The organism is Pseudonocardia alaniniphila (genome assembly GCF_022524485.1).
GTDB classification, from domain to species: Bacteria; Actinomycetota; Actinomycetes; order Mycobacteriales; family Pseudonocardiaceae; genus Pseudonocardia; species Pseudonocardia alaniniphila.
Genome location: NZ_JAKXMK010000030.1, coordinates 119,058 through 137,263, shown reverse-complemented (window position 1 = coordinate 137,263; position 18,206 = coordinate 119,058). Strand labels below are relative to the sequence as shown.

The window sequence follows — 18,206 nt, the reverse complement described above, 5'->3', positions numbered from 1 at the left end:
TCCGACGAAATCGGCTGCTCAGGCGGTAGCAATTGCAAACATATCGACGAAGTTTTCTGCTTCGGGTTCACGGTTTGACGGAAAGGGGTCGGCGCGACCTCTCCACCGCGCGCCCTGTCACGCTTTACTGCAGGTCTGCGGGGTCGTCTACCGTCCGGCCGCCTCCGTAGCCACGGCTTCGATCAGGCTGTTTCCCATGGCCAGCGGCGTCACGCTGCTGATCGTGAAGCCCGCCGACCCGAGCAGTTCCCGGAACTGCAACTCGGTGCGCTCCAGAGCCGCGTGTGCCACAAGCATGTGCAGGTCGGCGCGGGCGAGCAGCCGGTGCTCCGGGCTGGGTTCCATCACTTCCGGAACGAGCCGTTCGATCACCAGCAGCTTCGACGAGCCGGCCATCGCGCGACGGCAGGTGGTGAGGATGTCGTGGCTGTGCTCGTCGTCCCAGTCGTGCAGGACGTGCTTGAGCATGTAGGCGTCGGCATCCGCGGGCAGTTCCTCGAAGAAGTTGCCCGACAGGAGCGTGCTGCGGTCGGCGACGCCGCATTTCTCCAGGTACGGGCCGGCTTTCTCGATGGCGTGCGGGAGGTCGAACAGCACACCCTCGACGCCGGGGTTGGCCGTCAGGACGGCCGCGAGCAGCTCCCCGTACCCGCCGCCGACGTCGACGATCCGCGACGTGGCGCTGAAGTCGTAGCCGGTGACGATGCTGCGCGTGGCCAGGCGGGTGTTCTCGGCCATCGCGGAGTTGAAGACCGCGGCGCGAGCCGGATCGTCGCGCAGGGGGTCGAAATGCGCGCTCCCGCTGACGAGCTCGCGGGCGCTGCGACCCGTGGTGACGCTGTCGAGCAGGTGGGCCCACTCGGGCCACACCTCACGGCCCCAGTAGATCGTCCAGGAACGGACCGTGCCATCGGCGTCGGTGCGGAGCAGCTCGCCCATCGGCGTCAGCTCGAAGGTGCCGTCCGCGCTCTCGCGGCAGATGTCGAGCGTCACGAGCGCGCGCAGCAGGCGGTGCAGCGACGGGGCATGCGTGTGCGTGGCCTCAGCAAGATCGTCGGCGGTGCACCTGCCCTCGGCGATGAGATCGGGCAGGCCGAGCTCGGCAGCCACTCGGGTGGCCTGTGTCATCCAGCTGGCGTTCACGATCTCGAGCAGCCGCGACGCATGCGACAGCACGTCGTCGCCCGGGTCGACCTCCGACATGTGGGCTCCTCTCCCCTGCGGCAGTGCAGTCGACCCATCCTGAGTTCGGAGTGGACAGCAGCCAAGCCCTGTTCCGCATGGCGACCGTCACGATCTCGACGGGCATCGCGGCCGGGTCGGCATGCTGGCCCGGTGAAGGCCGTGATGAACGACGTGACGGTTCGGCCGGCGGGCGTCGCCGACCTGCCCGTGCTGGCCGCGCTGCGCTGGCAGTTCCGCACCGACGGCACCGAGCCGAACGAAGATCGCACGGCGTTCGAGAAGCGATTCTGCGAGCGGGTGAGTGCCTCGTTCGAGGACGGCAGCTGGCGCGCGTGGGTGGCCACGGACGACGGCGCGGTGATCGGCCACATCTACGCCTCGCGGATCGGGAAGCTGCCGAACCCGGTGGACGAGGCCGAGACCCACCTCTACCTCAGCAATCTCTACGTCCGCCCCGAGTACCGGGGGCGCGGTCTCGCGGCGGCCCTGCTCGATGCCGCCCTCGCCGACGTCGATGACATCGACGCCACCATCCTGTGGGCGCGCCCGGGAACGGCGGGGCTCTACGCGCGTTACGGCTTCGGCGAGTCACCCGAGATCCTGGAACGCCGGCCCCTCACCGGGGCCACGGATCACTGATACGGGGGATGCCTGCTGTCGAGCGCGGGCGTGTGGATTCGACCCGCCGGGCTTGTCCGGAACGCACGCTGCCGCTGCGCTACCGGTGTGGCCCTCTGGGTGGCCGCACGGACAGCAGCACCGCGGAGGTGAATATCAGGGCGACGAGCACCAGTACGGTCAGCGCGACGTCGATCAGTACGGCCAGCATGGTCAGCTCCTGGTTTCGGCTTCTCCGACAGGGTGATGGGAGCGCAGGCTGGTCGCCGTCACGGCGGCGAGGACGAGCACGATCACCGCGAGCGAGATCGGGGTGGGGATCTCCGGCGCCGCCGCCCAGATGCCATGGGCCCAGTGCAGCACCAGCTTGACGCCGATGAAGCCGAGAATGATCGCGAGTCCGTAATTGAGATGGGTGAGCTTGGCCAGCACCGCCTGCAACACGAAGTACAGGGCCCGCATCCCGAGCAGCGCGAAGGCGTTCGTGACGAACACCAGGTACGGGTCCTCGGTGATGCCATAGACCGCGGGCACGGAGTCGACGGCGAAAACGACGTCCGCGGCGAAGACCGCCACGACGACCACGGTCAACGGGGTCAGCGCACGGCGTCCGCCCTCGTGGACCGTGAGCCGGGTACCGCGGTAGTCGTCGGTGACGGGCATCAGCTTTCGCAACAACCGCACCGACCGCAGCTGCGACACATCTCGGTCGAAGGCCGAGCCGGTGATCGCCTCGTGCAGGATCTTCGCGGCGGAGACGAACAGGATCGCGCCGAACACCAGGAACGCCCAGGTTCCGGCCTGCAGCAGGGCGGCACCGGCCGCGATGAAGACGCCGCGCAGCACCAGCGCGCCGCTGATGCCGTAGAGCAACACGCGCTGCTGCACGGCTCGCGGAACAGCGAAGCCCGCCAGCAGGAGCATGAACACGAACAGGTTGTCCACCGACAGGGATTTCTCCACCACGTATCCCGTGATGAACTCCAACGCCTGGGCACCGCCGAACGCCGCCCACAGCCCGAGGCCGAACACCAGCGGCAACGCGAGATAGAACGCTGACCATCCCGCCGCCTCGCGTAGCGAGACCTCATGGGGACGACGCGTGACCAGGAAGTCGGCGACCAGCAACCCGAGCAACACGGCGATGCTGACGCTCCACAACCAGGGCGAGCCGACCGATGGCGCCGAAGCCTGGAGAACAACCGGATCGCCGGGCACGGGGGCCTCCTCGAACTGAAGCGTTCGAGGTCTCCTTCATCCTCACCGAGGACGGCCTGCCGGGAACACCGAGGGTGTCCGTCCTGACCGGTCAGACCTGGCCGAAGTACTCCCCTCGTTCACAGTATGTGGGACCACCACAGGGCTGTCCAGGCCGGGCGTCCACGGTCAGGTGCCCGTTCCGACGGAGCTCGCGGGCGACCTGTCGCCGCCTGTCACCTCCGGCCGCATCCGCAGAACGGCCCGGGCCCGGGTGACGTCGAAGTCCTTCTCCCACTTCCCCACCACGATCGCCGCGACGGCGTTGCCGAGCACGTTGATGAAGACCCGGCCCTCGTTGAGCAGCCGGTCGACACCGACGATCAACGCGAGCGCCGCGAGCGGCACGTGCCCGATGGCGGTGATGCTGCTGGCCAGCACGATGAATGCGCCACCCGCGATCCCGGCGGTTCCCTTGCTCGTCAGCATCATGATCCCGACCATCGTCAGCTGCTGCTGCCACGACAGGTCGATCCCGACGGCCTGCGCGAGGAAGAGCGAGGCCATCGTCAGGTAGATCGCCGAACCGTCGAGGTTGAAGGAGAACCCGGCGGGAATCGTGATGCCCACGACGGGACGGCCGACGCCGAGGGCTTCGAGCTTCTGCACCACCTGCGGGAGCACCGCCTCGCTCGAGCAGGTGCTCAACGCGACCAGCAGTTCGGCCCGCAGGAAGCGCATGAGCCCGAACAGGCTCAGCCGGCACGCCCGCATGATCGCCCCGAGCACCACGACGATGTAGACGACGCACGTCGCGGTGAACAGGACGACCAGGTAGCCGAGCTGCTGCAGGCTGGCCACGCCGTAGGTGCTGACCACCGTGGCCAGAGCTCCGAACGTGCCGATGGGCGCGAGTCGCATCACCCACGAGACGATCCTGAACACGACGTCCGACAGCGCCCCGATGCCCCGGGTGAGGATCTGCGCGCGCTCGCCGGAGACGTTGAGGGCCACACCGAACAGGATCGACACCAGCAGCGCCGAGAGGATGTTGTCCCCGGTGAGCGCGCCGAACAGCGACTCCGGGATCAGGCTCGACACGAAGTCCGTGAAGCTCGCGTGTCCGCCTCCGCTCACGCCGGGGATGTTGCTCGCGTCGAGGGTGGCCGGGTCGATGTTCATCCCCGCGCCGGGATGGAACACATTGGCCACCACGAGGCCGATCACCATCGACACGAGCGAGAAGACGATGAAGTAGAGGATCGCCTTGATCCCGATCCGCCCGGCCTTACGCAGATCCTCCATCGCGGCGATACCCGTGGTGACCACGCAGAAGACGACCGGGATGACGATCATCTCGACCAGCGCGATGAACCAGTCGTTCAGAGGTTTCATCGCGGCGCCGAAGCCGGGGAAGAGAACGCCGACGGCGATTCCGAGTACGGCACCCAGGACCACCTGGAACCACAGCTCACGCAGCAGCCGGACGGGGCGGGACCGAGATGGGGGGTCGGCGACGTTCGACTGGGACATACCGAACTCCTTGCACAGCAGTGTGTGGCGTTTCAGCAGGGAAGGCAGCGAAGGCGCGTCAGCTGTGCAGCTCGCGCAGCACCGGGTAGAACGCGGCCTTCGCCTCGAGGCCGATCCCCGGCAGGTCCGTGAGGCCGATGTATCCGTCGCGCACCACGGCGCCGTCGGCGAAGCCGCCCGCGGGCTTGAACTCCCCGGGATACGACTCGTTGCCACCGAGCTTCAGCGCGGCCGCGATGTGCAGGGAGAACTGGTGGCCGCCGTGCGGGATGCACCGGCGGGAGTCCCAGCCGTGCCGGCGCAGCATGTCCTGGATGCGCAGGTACTCGACCAGGCCGTAGCTCAGCGCCGGGTCGACCTGGATGGTGTCGCGGTCGGGCCGCATCCCCGCGTACCGCACGAGGTTGCGGGCGTCCGGCAGCGAGAACAGGTTCTCGCCGGTGGCCAGCGGACCCCGGTAGTGCTCGGCCAGGGTGGCGTGCAGGTGATAGTCGAGCGGGTCGCCGGGCTCCTCGTACCAGAACAGGCCGTAGGGCTCGATCGCGCGGCCGTACTCCAGGGCCGTCTCCAGGTCGAAACGGCCGTTGACGTCCACCGCCAGCCGGGATCCGTCGCCGCCGACGACGTCCAGGACGGCCTCGATCCGGCGCAGGTCCTCCGCCAGTTCGGCGCCGCCGATCTTCATCTTGACCACGCGGTAGCCGAGGTCGAGGAAGCCCTTCATCTCGTCCTGCAGCTCGCGCAGGCCCTTGCCGGGTGCGTAGTAGCCGCCGGCGGCGTAGACGAAGACCGACTCGTCGGGCCGGCCGTCGCCATAGCGCTCGGACAAGAACCGGTAGAGGGGCTGACCGGCGATCTTCGCGGCGAGATCGAACAGCGCCATGTCGACGGCGCCGACCGCGACCGAGCGTTCACCGTGACCGCCCGGCTTCTCGTTGCGCATCATCACGTCCCACGCCTTCGCCGGGTCGACGAAGGTGCCGTCGTCGGCGACGAGATCGTCCGGGGAGGCCTGCAGCAGCCGCGGCAGCATGCGCCGGCGCAGGATCTCCCCCGCGCTGTAGCGACCGTTCGAGGTGAACCCGTACCCCACGACGGGCTCACCGTCGCGGACGACGTCACTGACGACCGCGACGATCGAGCAGTCCATCGAGCTGAAGTCGATCCACGCGTTGCGAATCGACGAGCTGATCGGCACGACACCCTCATGCACGGAGACGATCTTCATTGCGCGCTCCTCGTAACTTATAAGATGTTCCAGACGCTAGGCTCCGTATGAGTCCGAACGCAAGGGCGACCTGGTCACGACAAGAAGTGGTGGGCCGATGGCCAGCACGAACGTCTTCTCGAGCAAGAGCGAGGTCGCGTACGCCGAGATCCGCGACCGCATCCTCTCGGGAGCCCTCGCCCCCGGCTCACGACTGGCGCAGTACGAGCTCGCCGAGTCCCTGCACATGAGCATCACGCCGCTGCGTGAGGCCATCCGCCGGCTCAGCAGCGAAGGTTTGATCGATCTCGACACGCACCGGGACGCGCGCGTCGCCCGCATGGACGCCGCCGAGGCCCGGCAGCTGTTCGAGGTGCGCATGTCACTCGACCCCTCGGCGGTCGAGCTCGCGGCAGCCCGCCGTACCGAGGCCGACATGGACGCGATGCGGGCCGCCGCCGAACGACTGTTGCCCGTGACCAGGCAGTGGGGCGAGGAGGCGCTCACCGCGCACCGGGAGTTCCACCAGGCGCTGTACCGGGCGTCGCACAACGACGTCATGGTGCGGTTGCTCGACGACCTGTGGGACAAGTCGGACCGCTACCGGCGCATCGGTCTCGTACTGCCGCCGGGCGACGAACCGCGCACCCGCGACCTCGACGAACACCGTCAGATGATGGAGCTCGTCGTCCGCGGTGACGGCGAGGGGGCGGCCGCGCTGATGCGCAACCACATCCGGCTGAGCCTCACGGCGTCGGCGATCGAGGTGCTCGAAGCACGCTGAGGGGTCAGCGTCCGGTCGGCAGCCGCCCCGCGTTCCCGACGTGTCCGAGCTGGCCGGAGAGCTGCGCGGCGCCCTCGGTGACCAGCTGCGCCCATTCCATGTCGCTCTTGTGGTCCCAGCGGCTGGAGGGCACCGAGATGCTCATGGCGGCCACCATGCTTCCGCCGTGGTCGAAGACCGGGGCGGACACGCACGAGACGTCGTCGTTGGACTCGCCGTGCTCGAAGGCCACCGCCTCGGCGCGGATCCTCTCCAGCTCGCGCTCGAGCTTGCGGACCGAGGTCAACGTGCGGGGTGTCAGCGCCGGCAGCGGCCGATCCTGGGGCAGACGCGCGCGTACCGCGCTCGACGGCAGCCCCGCGAGCAGCATCTTGCCCACCGCCGAGCAATGGGCGGGTAGCCGGCGACCCACGGCGGAGACCATCCGGACCGATCGCGTGCTGTCGACCTTCGCGATGTAGACGACGTCGCTCCCGTCGAGCACGGCCACGTGCACCGTCTCGTCGCAGAGGCCGGCGACCGCCCCGGCCACACGCCGGCCCTCGCGGGCCAGGTCGAGCCGCTCCGAGTACGCACTGCCCAGCTGGAAGACCCGCACACCGAGGCGGTAGCGCGCGGAGTCCTCGCCTGCGCGGGTGAGGTAGCCACGCGAGACGAGGGTGTTGAGCAGTTCGAAGACGGTGGTGCGGGGCAACCCGAGCCGGGCGGCGAAGTCGCGCGGGCTCAGCTCCGCGTCGACGTCGAGGAACAGCTCCAGGATGTCCATGGCGCGGACGACCGCGGGGACGGTGCGGCTCATGATCGGCTTCCCCTGCCTGTCGTCGACGTCCGACAGATCGTCGCAGGTCGCTCGATGTCGAACCCGCAACTGCGCAGTTCGGACATTCCCTCCCCCACTCGTCAGCCCGTTGACCTCTGCAGCCCGCACGATCTACCGTCGAATTTGGTCGATCTGCCGACACACGTTCGAGATATCGAACGCGTCGGGCATCGTAGCCGAGGTGGACGGGAGCACCGTGGATCCCACTCCGTACGAACCAGGAGGAAGCACACAGCTGATCGCCCGGGAGGTGCGGGCGTGACGGAACGGCACAACGACGTCGTGTACGAGGTCGACGAGCACGTCGCCTACCTGACCATCGACCGGCCCGAGCGACGCAACGCGATGAGCACCGGTGTGGCGAGCGAGCTCGTGCGGCGGTTCAGCGAGGCGAGCATCGACGACGACATCTGGGCGGTCGTGCTCACGGGAGCAGGCGACAAGGCGTTCTGCGCCGGCGCCGACCTCAAGGAGTTCGACGAGCTCGCCCGGCAGGGCAAGCAGATCCCGGTGCCGATGACCGGTGCCGAGCGCAACGTCTACGAGACGATCACCGAGACGTACAAGCCGACGATCGCGGTGATCAACGGTCCGGTCCTGGCCGGTGGCTGTGAGCTCGCGCTGGCCTGCGACCTGCGCATCGCCGCCGATCACGCCGTCATCGGCATGCCGGAAGCCAAGCGCGGCATGGGCGCCAACTTCGCGACGGTGCTGCTCCCCCGGCTCATCCCGCGGGCGGTCGCACTGGAGATGCTCTACACCGGCGAGCCGTTGAGCGCCGAGGAGGCTCTCAAGTGGGGCCTCTACAACAGGGTGGTCCCCTCGGCCGACCTGCGCGATGCGGCCGAGAAGCTGGTGCGCTCGGTGGTGGCCAACGCGCCGCTCACGCTGCGCCGCTACAAGGAGATGGTCACCAAGGGCTGGGAGCTGCCGGTGCACTCCGCCTTGCGGCTCTCGGTCGGTCCCAACCCCTACCTCTCCCAGGACCGCGAAGAGGGCATCCGCGCCTTCCTGGAGAAGCGCCCGCCCAACTGGCAGGGCCGCTGACCAGGTCGGACCACGTGTCCTGACTCCCGCGATCAAAGGTGATGCGAAGGAGGCCGATCCATGCGCGTGCCCCGATCCGCGGCAGTGTGGATGGCTTGTTGCATGGCGCTCGCTCTCGCCGGCTGCGGTGCCGACAAGGTCGAGGCCAGTGGAACCACCGACGAGAACGGCGCGTGCGTACTCACGATCGGCACGTTGGGCCCGCTCGCCGGGCCGGCCGCCGACTTCGGGCTGTCCATGAAGGGCACGGCAGACCTCGCTGCGGCGGAGGTGAACCAGCAGGGCGGCCTGCGGGTCGGCGAGCGGACCTGCCACGTCCGGGTGTCGGCCTACGACACCGGCTACACGAGCGCGGGGGCGGCCAACGGAGCGGGTGAGTTCATCGGCCAGGGCATCCGGTTCGTCATCGGACCGATGGGGGCCACCGAGGTCACCGGAATGAAGCCCCTCGCGGGGCGCAACGACATGCTGCTGGTGGCGAACGGGTTCGGGCGCGACGCGCTGCAGCCCCAGTACCCGCTGGTGTTCCACGTCGCCCCGGGGCCCTCGGTGTGGGCGGCCCCGATCATCGCCGAAGCGCGCAAGCACTTCAGCTTCAACAAGGTCACGATCGTCGCCACCAGCGACCAGAGCGGCTCGGACATCGCCGACGTGAACGAGATCCGGTTCACGCAGGCCGGGCTCCCGGTGAGCCGCGAGAGCTACCAGCGCGGCACGCAGGACTTCGCACCGATCGTCTCGCGGATCCTCGGCCACGACCCCGACCTCGTCGACCTCGCGTCCACCCCAGCGGCCGACGCGGGCACGATGGTCAAGCAGCTGCGGCAGGCCGGCTACACGGGGACCTTCTGCCGGTTGGGCGGCGAGAGCACGGCCGAGATCGCCCGGGTCGCGGGCGGCAACGACGTTCTGGGCAACTTCTTCTACTACTCGATGGTCGATCTCAGCGATCCGAGGATGCAGCACCTGTCGGCCGAGTACGAGCAGATCGCCGGCCGCCCGGCCACCTCGCTGACGCTGGGCTGGTTGCCGGCGGCACGCGCACTGCTGCGGGCGATCTCCGCCGCCGGCACCACGACCGACACCCAGGCGGTCGCCGCACGCCTGCGTCAGGACCCACTCGAAGACCCCGACCTGGGACGCGGCGTGTGGACGGGGCAGCAGGAGTTCGGGGTCGACCAGGAGATGTCGTTCCCCTTCTACATGGGCTACATCCGCGACGGTCAGCCGCAGCCCCTGGTGCGCCTGGAGGCGACGCAGCCGTGAGCGATGTCCTGCAGGCCGTGTTCGGAGGGCTGACGCTCGGCGCCCAGTACGCCCTGATGGCGCTCGGCTTCTCGATGATCTTCGGGATCCTCCGCGTGATCAACTTCGCGCACGGAGCCTTCTACACCCTCGGCGGATACATCGGTTACTACGTCTCCACGGAGATGGGGATGCCCTTCGTCGTCGGGCTGATCGTCGCCGCGCTCGTCACCGCCCTGCTCGGGTACGCCTTCGAGATCACGGTCATCGAGCAGCGCATCGACGACCACCTGGCGACGATCGTGCTCACCCTCGGGCTCGGCCTGATGATCACCGCGGCGGTGCTGATCCTCTTCGGGCCCCAGGCCGTGGCCTACAACTTCCCGCTGGAGGGCACGCTGCGGATCGGCGGGGCGGCGGTTCCCTACGGCCGCCTGATCGTCATCGGGGTCGCCGTCGTGGCCGTGATGCTCATCCACCTGTTCCTCTACCGGACGCAGACGGGGCGCGGGCTGCGTGCGATGGCCGACGACCGCCACATCGCGGTGACCCAGGGGATGCGACCGAAGATCCTCTTCCCGCTGGCGTTCGGCATCGCCACGGGGATCGCCGGGCTCACCGGCGCCCTCGTGACTCCGTTGTTCTCGCTGGCGCCCTCGATCGGCGACCAGGTCCTCATGGTCTCGTTCCTCGCGGTGATCCTCGGTGGGCTCGGCAGCCTGTCCGGAGCGGTCCTCGCCTCGTTGCTCATCGGGATGGTCGAGTCGTTCGCCGGGATCTACATCGGCGGCACGGTCGCGCCGCTCCTGCTCTTCTGCCTCGTTCTGGTGCTCCTGGTGGTCCGGCCGACCGGGCTGCTGGGCCGGGAGGTGAAGCATGTCTAGCGCCGAACTGACCACGCGACCGCGACAGCTCGGCCGGCTCGCCGGCGCCGAGGTCGTGGCGCTCGCGCTGCTGCTACTGGCGTTCACGCTGCCGAAGATCACCGCCGACCCGTTCCTGCTGTTCTTCACGCCGACCGTGATCGTCGCGGTGCTCGCGACCCTGCACGTGTGGATCCTGCTGCGCGTCGACCTGCTCTCGTTCGCTTCGCCGTCGTTCATGGCCATCGGCGGATACTGCGCCGCGCTGACCGCGACCCATCTGACCGACAACGCGATCGCGCTGGTAGTGCTCTGCTTCGCGATCCCGGCCGTGGTCGCGCTGCCGATCGGGGCGCTGGTGCTGCGGCTGCGCGGCACCTACTTCGCGCTGGTGACGTTCGTGCTCGCGCAGGTGACGGTACTGGTCATCCAGATGAGCCCCGCCTGGCTCGGCGGCAACAGCGGTATCTCCGGCTTCCCGGCCGCACAGCTCGGCACCGAGACGTTCGGGGCACGCGGGCCGCTGCTGCGCTACTCCGTGATCATCGGCATCGTCGGTGTGCTCGTCGTCGCCGCCGTGACGATCCGGTGGCGCAGGCACTTCGCCGGCATCAAGGAGAACGAGCCGCTCGCCGCCAGCTTCGGGCTGCTGCCGTGGTGGCACAAGACGCTGGCGTTCGTCGCGGGCGCCGGCGTGGCCGGGCTTGCCGGGCTGGTGCTGGTGAACCAGATCGGCAACGCCCACCCCGAGTCGTTCAGCCCGTTCAGCGCGGTCAACCACGTGGCCGGGGCGGTGGTCGGCGGGGCGGGGTCGATCCTCGGCCCGATCGTCGGTGCGACCGTGCTCTCCTGGCTCACGCACACCTTCGCCGAGGAGGCCCAGTACGCGCAGCTGCTGCTCGGCGGGGTGATGGTGCTCGTGGTGCTCTTCGCCCGCGATGGCCTCACCGGGCTCGTCGCCGCGGCCGCCCGCATGCTCACCCCGGCGACGGCGCACGAGCGTCCGATGCCGACGCATCACCCTGTGGCGGTTACCATCGCGCAGCCGACGCCGGCAGGCGCGCATCCGGACCGGCCGCCGGTGCTGGACGTCGAGGGGATCGCGAAGAGCTTCGGCGGGGTCGCGGCGGTCTCCGGGATCAGCCTCGGCGTGGCGCCCGGCGAGGTCCTGGGCGTGATCGGCCCGAACGGCGCCGGCAAGACCACGCTCGTCAGCATGCTCGCCGGACAGCTCACCCCCACCGCGGGCACCGTGCGTCTCGCAGGCCACCGCGTCACCGGGATGTCGTCGGGCCGGCTCGCCCGCCAGGGCATCGCACGCAGCTACCAGCACGTCTCGGTCTTCGCGACGGTGACGGTGCGGGAGAACCTGGCCCGTGCGCGGGCGTACTCGTCGCGCTGGATGGACGCCGCCGACCTCGACCGCCTCCTGGCCCGGATGGGGCTCGCTGAGCGGCTGGACGACCGGGCGGGCGACCTGCCGTACGGGCTGCAGAAGACCCTCGGGCTGGTGATGGCACTGGCGATCGAACCTCGCGTCCTGCTGCTCGACGAACCCGCAGCCGGGCTGGAGAGCTCCGAACGGCACCGCGTGGACGAGATCGTGGCGTGGGCAGTGGCGCGCAACTGCGCGGTGCTCCTGGTGGAGCACGACATGGACCTGGTGCGCCGGATCTGCGATCGCGTACTCGTGATGGACACCGGACGGCCCCTCGCCGCAGGCGTCCCGGACGAGGTGCTCGCCGACCCGGCGGTGATCAGCGCCTACCTCGGCACCGACGAGCCGGAGGTCGTCCGGTGACCGCGCTGCTGGAGCTCGAGAACGTCGACGTCCGCTACGGCGGGGTGCACGCCGTGCAGGGGCTCTCGCTCACGGTGGCCCGAGGCGAGACGGTCGTACTCATCGGCGCCAACGGCGCGGGCAAGTCGAGCGTGCTGCACACCGTGATCGGCACCGTCAGAGCCGCCTCCGGCGCCGTGATCTACCGCGGTCGGGACATCACCCGCTCCTCGACCAACCATCGGGCATGCAACGGGATCCGACTGTCCCCGGAAGGCCGGCGGGTCTTCGCGAGCCTCAGCGTCGAGGACAACGTGTTCAGCGGCTGCTACGGCACGTCGCGTGCCACGCGTCGGGCGACGCTCGACTGGCTCTTCGACACGTTCCCCCTGCTCAGGGAGCGCCGGCACCAGGCAGCCGGAACGCTCAGCGGCGGCCAGCAACAGATCGTCGCGCTCGCCAGGGCGCTGGCCGCCGCACCAGACCTGCTGCTGCTCGACGAGCCGTTCCTGGGCCTGTCCCCGATCGCGATCCGGGACACCAGCGCGGCCATCCGCGACGTCCAGCGGCGCGGCACGGCGATCCTGCTGTCCGAACAGATGGCCCGCCCGGCGCTCGCGCTCGCCGACCGGGGATACGTGCTGCGCACGGGGTCGCTGCGGCGCAGCGGGCCGGTGGCGGAGATCCGCGGTCTCGCACTCGCGGAGGACTACCTGTGACGACACCACCAGGGACGACACCACCAGGGACGACACCACCAGGGACGACACCACCAGGGCACCGAGCCGGAAGGATGGACGTGGACTTCGAACTGACCGACGACCAGCGGGCGATCCGGGACGCCGTCGCCGAGCTGTGCTCGCGCTTCCCGTCGGAGTACTGGCGGGAGCGCGACGCGAAGCTCGAGTACCCCGTCGAGTTCGTCGACGCGCTCGGCAAGGCCGGGTGGCTCTCCGTGCTGATCCCCGAGGAGTACGGAGGTGGCGGCGGAACCGTCGCGGACGCGGCGCTCATCCTGGAGACGATCAACCGCTCCGGCGGCACCGGGGTGCCGGCGCACGCGCAGATGTACACGATGGGCACGGTGCTGCGGCACGGCAGCGACGAGCAGAAGCAGCGGCTGCTGCCCGAGATCGCGGCCAACACCCTGCGGCTGCAGGCCTTCGGCGTCACCGAGCCCGACGCAGGCTCCGACACCACCCGCATCCGGACGTTCGCCGCCCGCGAGGGCGACCACTACGTGGTGAACGGCGCGAAGATCTGGACCTCGCGCTTCCAGCACTCGGACTACATGCTCCTGCTCACGCGCACCACCCGCTACGAGGACGTCGAGAAGAAGACCGACGGCCTGTCCGTGCTGCTGGTGGACCTGCGCGAGGCAGGCGACGCCATCTCGGTGCGGCCGATCCGGACGATGACCTCGCACGAGACCAACGAGGTCCGCATCGAGAACCTGCGCGTGCCGGTGCAGAACCGGATCGGCGAGGAGGGCAAGGGGTTCCGCTACATCCTCTCCGGCCTCAACGCCGAGCGGATCCTGGTGGCCTCCGAGGTGCTCGGGGACGGGTTCTGGTTCATCGACCGCGCCACGGAGTACGCCCGCGAGCGGGTGGTGTTCGGCCGCCCCATCGGCCAGAACCAGGGTGTGCAGTTCCCGCTCGCGCAGGCCTACGCCGATCTCGAGGCCGCGAGCCTCATGCGGTGGAAGGCGGCGGCGAAGTTCGACGCCGGGGAGCAGCCGGGGTTCGAGGCGAACGCGGCGAAGCTGCTCGCCTCCAAGGCGAACTGGGCGGCGGCCAACGCGGCCATGGACACCTTCGGCGGCTACGGGCTCGCCGAGGAGTTCGAGATCGAGCGCAAGTTCCGCGAGGCCCGTCTGCCGATGGTGGCGCCGGTGAACAACAACCTGATCCTCGCCTACATCGGGCACCAGGTTCTCGGCCTTCCGAAGTCGTACTGAGCCTCGAGAGGAAGACAAGCATGGATCTCGGCCTGACGGACAAAGTCGTCGTCATCACGGGGGGCAGCAGCGGCATCGGACTCGAGACCGCGCGGCACTTCGCGTCCGAGGGCGCCCGGGTGGTGCTCGCGGCGCGCCGTGAGGAGCAGCTGGCCAAGGCGGCGGCCTCGATCGCCGAGTCGACGGGCGCCACGGTCGACACGCTCAGCACCGACGTCACGAAGCTCGCCGACCTCGATCGGCTCGTCGCCTACGTGACGAGCACCCACGGCCGGATCGACGTGCTGGTCAACAACGCCGGCAACGGCACCTACAAGCCGTTCCTCGATGTCACCGACGAGGAGCTGGTGCAGGGTATGGAGATCAACTTCTTCGCCCAGTTCCGGCTCACGCAGCGGTTCGCGCCGATGATGATCGAGCAGGGCGGCGGCGTGGTGGTCAACGTGACCGGCGAGACGGCCATCCGGGTCACCCAGCCGCCGTTCCGCTCGTCGTGCACCGGTCCGGCGAAGGCGGCGGAGAACCGGCTGAGCAAGATCCTCGCCACCGAGCTGGGCGAGCACGGCATCCGCGTGGTCGCCGTGGTGCCCGGGTTCGTCAACACCGAGGAGCGCTTCGCACGCTGGGGCGAGGGCCTCGGCGACGGGCTCGACGCGCAGAACGACAGAGCGGCAGCCGCCGAGCGCAGGCGGGAGTGGGGCCGCGGCATCGCGCGTCCCGGCCACGAGTGGGGAACGCCGCAGGAGCTGGCCGACCTCATCGTCTTCGCCGCCTCGAAGCGGGCCACGTTCGTCAACGGCGCCGTGCTCGTCGCCGACGGAGGGGACGACAAGTCATGAACGCCAAGCTGAAGATCCACGCCCTGCCGGCCGGGGTGCTGCGGGGGTTCCCCGCGGCCGCATTGCAGTACCAGCGCGGGTGGGGCGAGTTCCACGACGTCCCACAGATGATGTTCGTGATCACCGGCGGCGACCACCCGATCATCGTGGACTCCGGCACACCGGAGCCCGAGTTCGTCCGGGAGCACCACGGGTACGACTTCCACCGCTCGCCCGACGAGGATCCGCTTCGGACACTGCGGGGAATCGGCGTGGATCCCGACGACGTGCGGACGATCATCCACACGCACCTGCACTGGGACCACTGCGGCAACAACCACCTGTTCCCCAACGCGAAGTACGTCGTGCAGAAGGCGGAGCTGCTCTACGCCGTCGACCCGGCCGCCCCCACCCGCACCGCGTTCGAGAACACCGACCGGATCAGCCCGCCGTGGGCGCCGATGCTCAACCGCTTCTCGACGGTGACGGGGGACGTCGAGATCGCGCCCGGAGTCGAGGTCGTGGCGCTGCCCGGGCACACGCCCGGCTCGCAGGGCGTGCTCGTGACCAGCGGGGGCGAGCGGTACCTGCTCGCCGGCGACACCTGCGACACCCGGGCGAACTGGGAGGGCGACGACCGGCTCGCGCACATCCCGTCCGGGTCGTTCACCAATCTCCTGGACTACATGGAGTCCTTCGCGAAGATGGACCGGCTCGGCGCCGAGGTGATCCCCAGCCACGACCCGGCCGTGCTCGAGATCGCGGAGTTCGGCTGATGCTCGGCTCGCTCGCGGGAATCAGGGTCGTCGACGTCACGATGAGCGTGGCGGGTCCGTTCGCCACGCTCATCCTCGCCGACCTCGGCGCCGACGTGATCAAGGTCGAACGCCCGGGGGTCGGCGATGACACACGCAGCTGGGGGCCGCCGTTCTGGGAGGGCGAGAGCTGCCATTTCTCGGCGCTGAACCGCAACAAGCGCAGCGTCGAGCTGGATCTGAAGGATCCGGAGGGGGCGGCGCACTTCCGTGAGCTGCTCGCCAGCGCCGATGTGTTCGTACAGAACCTTCGGCCGGGTTCGCTCGCCAAGCTGGGCTTCGGCTACGACGACGTCGCCGCGATCAACCCGCGCCTCATCTACTGCGACATGACGGGCTACGGCTCGGACGGGCCGCTGGCCTCCTCTCCCGCGTACGACCCGCTGATGCAGGCGTTCAGCGGCCTGATGAGCCTGACGGGCGAGGACGGCAGGCCGCCCTCGCGGATCCCGGTGTCGGTGCTCGACCAGGGCACGGGGATGTGGACGGCGATCGCGGTGCTCGACGCGCTGCGCACCCGCGACCGCACGGGCCTCGGCACGTACCTGGAGACCTCGCTGCTCAGCACCGCACTGATGTGGCTCCCCGGCCAGTTCACCGGCTACTTCGCGGCGGGAGAGGTACCGAAGCGCCTCGGCTCGGGCACCGTCGGCATCTACCCCTACGCCGCGTTCCCGACGGCCACCGGCCACGTGATCATCGCGGCCGGCAACCAGAACCTCTGGACCAGGCTGTGCACGGCCCTCGACCGCACCGACCTGCTGTCCGATCCGCGCTTCGACCAGAACGCCGACCGGGTGGACCACCGCGACGAGCTCTTCGCCGAGCTGTCGGCCACGCTCGCGAAGCACGACTCCGACCACTGGGTGGGCGTTCTCGGTGACGCCGGGGTGCCGATCACCCCGATCCAGACGCTCGACCAGGTGGCCGCGCACGAGCAGGTGGCCGCGATCGGCGCGTTCCAGCAGGTACCGCACCCGCGGATCCCCGGCTACACGTCGATCGCGCTGCCCGTTCGCGGCACGGAGGGCCGGCCCGAGTTCCGCATGGCGCCGCCGCTCTTGGGCGAGCACACCGACGAGGTCCTCGCGGAGCTCGCCGGGCGACGGAAGGAGGTCGGGGAATGACCTCGACGGAAGGCACACCGACCGGCGCACTGCCGGGGACGATCGCCGGACCGCCCGGCTTCCCCGACGTCGTGCTGGTCGAGGAAGGCATGCGCGAGGGCCTGCAGATCGAGGACGCCGGCGTACCGGTGAAGGACAAGATCCGGCTGCTGGACGCGCTGTCGGCCACCGGCCTGCGACGGATCGTCGTCGGCAGCTTCGTCAGTCCGAAGTGGACACCGCAGATGGCGGGGATCGACGAGATCGTCGAGGGCTTCACTCCCGCGCCCGGCGTCACCTACACCGCCCTCGCGCTCAACTCGCGGGGCGTGGAGCGGCGGGCTACCTACATCCCGGACAAGCTCTCGCTCGAGGACGAGCGCCCGTTCACGCGGGTGCACCTGTGCGACGTCTTCGCGCGGCGCAACACCAACCGCTCGCAGCAACAGGAGATCGACACCTGGCCCGGGATCGTCGAACGTGCGGCGGCCGACGGCGTGACCGAGGCGGAGATGGGCGTCAACGCGGCCTGGGGCTCGAACTGGCTGGGCCCGTTCGGCCACGAGCAGCGGATGGAGCTGCTCGAACGGCAGTACGCGATGTGGACCGATCACGGCATCGCGGTCACGAAGGTCTTCCTCGGCGACCCGATGGGCTGGAACCTCCCCCACCACGTCGAGGCGGACCTGCGTGCGATCCAGGAGCGCTGGCCATCGGTCAGCACGTTCCACCTCCACCTGCACAACACCCGCGGCATGGCTCCGATCAGCGCGTACTCCGCGCTGCGGACCGTGGGCGAGCGATGCACGGTGATCCTGGACGCGAGCATCGGCGGCATGGCCGGCTGCCCCTACTGCGGCAACGGCCGGGCTGCCGCACTCACCCCGACCGAGGACCTCGTCCACCTGCTGGACGGCCTCGGCTTCGACACCGGCGTGGACCTCGACAAGCTGATCGAGACCGTGGCGGTCGCCGAGGAGATCCTGGGCCACCGGCTGTACGGCCATGTGTCCAAGGCGGGCGGCTGCCCGCAGGGTGACGCGCTCTACCCGATGGACCTGCCGTTCATCGAGACGCTGGAGCAGGCGCAGCACTTCCGGCTCGGCCCGCCGAGCTACGAGGGGGCGATGTCGCCCTGGAAGGAACCGATCACGTCGCCGTTCCGCAAGGACTCGATCACGCCGCGGAAGGACGGCGCCTGATGCGGCCCGGCGCCCGCGCCACCGTG

Annotated in this window: 17 protein-coding genes; 12 read left to right on the top strand and 5 right to left on the bottom strand. The window is 69.5% G+C overall.

Annotated elements, in window-relative coordinates:
• Positions 1 to 147: 147 nt before the first annotated feature.
• The gene (locus tag MMF94_RS31145; RefSeq protein ID WP_241040989.1) at positions 148 to 1,203 is read right to left on the bottom strand and encodes an acetylserotonin O-methyltransferase; all 1,056 of its coding nucleotides are present in this window, start codon (positions 1,201 to 1,203) and stop codon (positions 148 to 150) included.
• A gap of 132 nt (positions 1,204 to 1,335) precedes the next feature.
• On the opposite strand from MMF94_RS31145, the gene MMF94_RS31140 reads away from it, so the two are divergent.
• Complete coding sequence (locus tag MMF94_RS31140; protein ID WP_241040988.1) at positions 1,336 to 1,824, top strand: GNAT family N-acetyltransferase; 489 nt, start codon at positions 1,336 to 1,338, stop codon at positions 1,822 to 1,824.
• A gap of 192 nt (positions 1,825 to 2,016) precedes the next feature.
• Here the strand turns inward: MMF94_RS31140 and MMF94_RS31135 are convergent, their stop codons facing one another.
• The 3 genes from MMF94_RS31135 to MMF94_RS31125 all read right to left on the bottom strand — a co-directional run bounded on the left by MMF94_RS31135 (position 2,017) and on the right by MMF94_RS31125 (position 5,761).
• Entirely contained in the window at positions 2,017 to 3,021 is a 1,005-nt protein-coding gene (locus tag MMF94_RS31135) for a TerC/Alx family metal homeostasis membrane protein (RefSeq protein WP_241040987.1), read from the bottom strand.
• 168 nt (positions 3,022 to 3,189) lie between these two features.
• A complete protein-coding gene (locus MMF94_RS31130; protein ID WP_241040986.1) occupies positions 3,190 to 4,533 on the bottom strand; it encodes a cation:dicarboxylate symporter family transporter in 1,344 nt (447 codons plus the stop codon).
• 58 nt (positions 4,534 to 4,591) lie between these two features.
• Entirely contained in the window at positions 4,592 to 5,761 is a 1,170-nt protein-coding gene (locus tag MMF94_RS31125) for a mandelate racemase/muconate lactonizing enzyme family protein (RefSeq protein WP_241040985.1), read from the bottom strand.
• A 97-nt stretch (positions 5,762 to 5,858) separates the two neighbouring features.
• On the opposite strand from MMF94_RS31125, the gene MMF94_RS31120 reads away from it, so the two are divergent.
• Positions 5,859 to 6,524, top strand: a complete 666-nt coding sequence (locus MMF94_RS31120) for a GntR family transcriptional regulator (RefSeq protein ID WP_241040984.1) — start codon at positions 5,859 to 5,861, stop codon at positions 6,522 to 6,524.
• Between the two features lie 4 nt (positions 6,525 to 6,528).
• Here the strand turns inward: MMF94_RS31120 and MMF94_RS31115 are convergent, their stop codons facing one another.
• On the bottom strand, positions 6,529 to 7,323 hold the full coding sequence (locus MMF94_RS31115; protein WP_241040983.1) for an IclR family transcriptional regulator: 795 nt from the start codon (positions 7,321 to 7,323) through the stop codon (positions 6,529 to 6,531).
• A gap of 279 nt (positions 7,324 to 7,602) precedes the next feature.
• On the opposite strand from MMF94_RS31115, the gene MMF94_RS31110 reads away from it, so the two are divergent.
• From MMF94_RS31110 to MMF94_RS31065, 10 genes are all read left to right on the top strand, one after another.
• Positions 7,603 to 8,391: an enoyl-CoA hydratase/isomerase family protein gene (locus MMF94_RS31110; RefSeq protein WP_241040982.1), complete on the top strand. Its 789-nt coding sequence runs from the start codon at positions 7,603 to 7,605 to the stop codon at positions 8,389 to 8,391.
• A 60-nt stretch (positions 8,392 to 8,451) separates the two neighbouring features.
• The gene (locus MMF94_RS31105) at positions 8,452 to 9,657 is read left to right on the top strand and encodes an ABC transporter substrate-binding protein (RefSeq protein ID WP_241040981.1); all 1,206 of its coding nucleotides are present in this window, start codon (positions 8,452 to 8,454) and stop codon (positions 9,655 to 9,657) included.
• Complete coding sequence (locus MMF94_RS31100; protein WP_241040980.1) at positions 9,654 to 10,520, top strand: branched-chain amino acid ABC transporter permease; 867 nt, start codon at positions 9,654 to 9,656, stop codon at positions 10,518 to 10,520. Before MMF94_RS31105 ends, MMF94_RS31100 begins: the two co-directional genes overlap by 4 nt.
• Positions 10,513 to 12,300: a branched-chain amino acid ABC transporter ATP-binding protein/permease gene (locus MMF94_RS31095; protein WP_241040979.1), complete on the top strand. Its 1,788-nt coding sequence runs from the start codon at positions 10,513 to 10,515 to the stop codon at positions 12,298 to 12,300. The genes MMF94_RS31100 and MMF94_RS31095 overlap by 8 nt, the downstream gene beginning before the upstream one ends.
• Positions 12,297 to 12,998, top strand: coding sequence for an ABC transporter ATP-binding protein (locus MMF94_RS31090; RefSeq protein ID WP_241040978.1), 702 nt, complete (start codon positions 12,297 to 12,299; stop codon positions 12,996 to 12,998). Before MMF94_RS31095 ends, MMF94_RS31090 begins: the two co-directional genes overlap by 4 nt.
• An 80-nt stretch (positions 12,999 to 13,078) precedes the next feature.
• Complete coding sequence (locus tag MMF94_RS31085; protein ID WP_241040977.1) at positions 13,079 to 14,239, top strand: acyl-CoA dehydrogenase family protein; 1,161 nt, start codon at positions 13,079 to 13,081, stop codon at positions 14,237 to 14,239.
• Between the two features lie 20 nt (positions 14,240 to 14,259).
• A complete protein-coding gene (locus MMF94_RS31080; protein ID WP_241040976.1) occupies positions 14,260 to 15,078 on the top strand; it encodes an SDR family NAD(P)-dependent oxidoreductase in 819 nt (272 codons plus the stop codon).
• On the top strand, positions 15,075 to 15,833 hold the full coding sequence (locus MMF94_RS31075) for an N-acyl homoserine lactonase family protein (protein ID WP_241040975.1): 759 nt from the start codon (positions 15,075 to 15,077) through the stop codon (positions 15,831 to 15,833). Before MMF94_RS31080 ends, MMF94_RS31075 begins: the two co-directional genes overlap by 4 nt.
• On the top strand, positions 15,833 to 16,999 hold the full coding sequence (locus MMF94_RS31070) for a CaiB/BaiF CoA transferase family protein (protein ID WP_241040974.1): 1,167 nt from the start codon (positions 15,833 to 15,835) through the stop codon (positions 16,997 to 16,999). Before MMF94_RS31075 ends, MMF94_RS31070 begins: the two co-directional genes overlap by 1 nt.
• Entirely contained in the window at positions 16,996 to 18,180 is a 1,185-nt protein-coding gene (locus MMF94_RS31065; protein WP_241040973.1) for a beta/alpha barrel domain-containing protein, read from the top strand. The genes MMF94_RS31070 and MMF94_RS31065 overlap by 4 nt, the downstream gene beginning before the upstream one ends.
• The last annotated feature ends 26 nt before the right edge of the window (positions 18,181 to 18,206 follow it).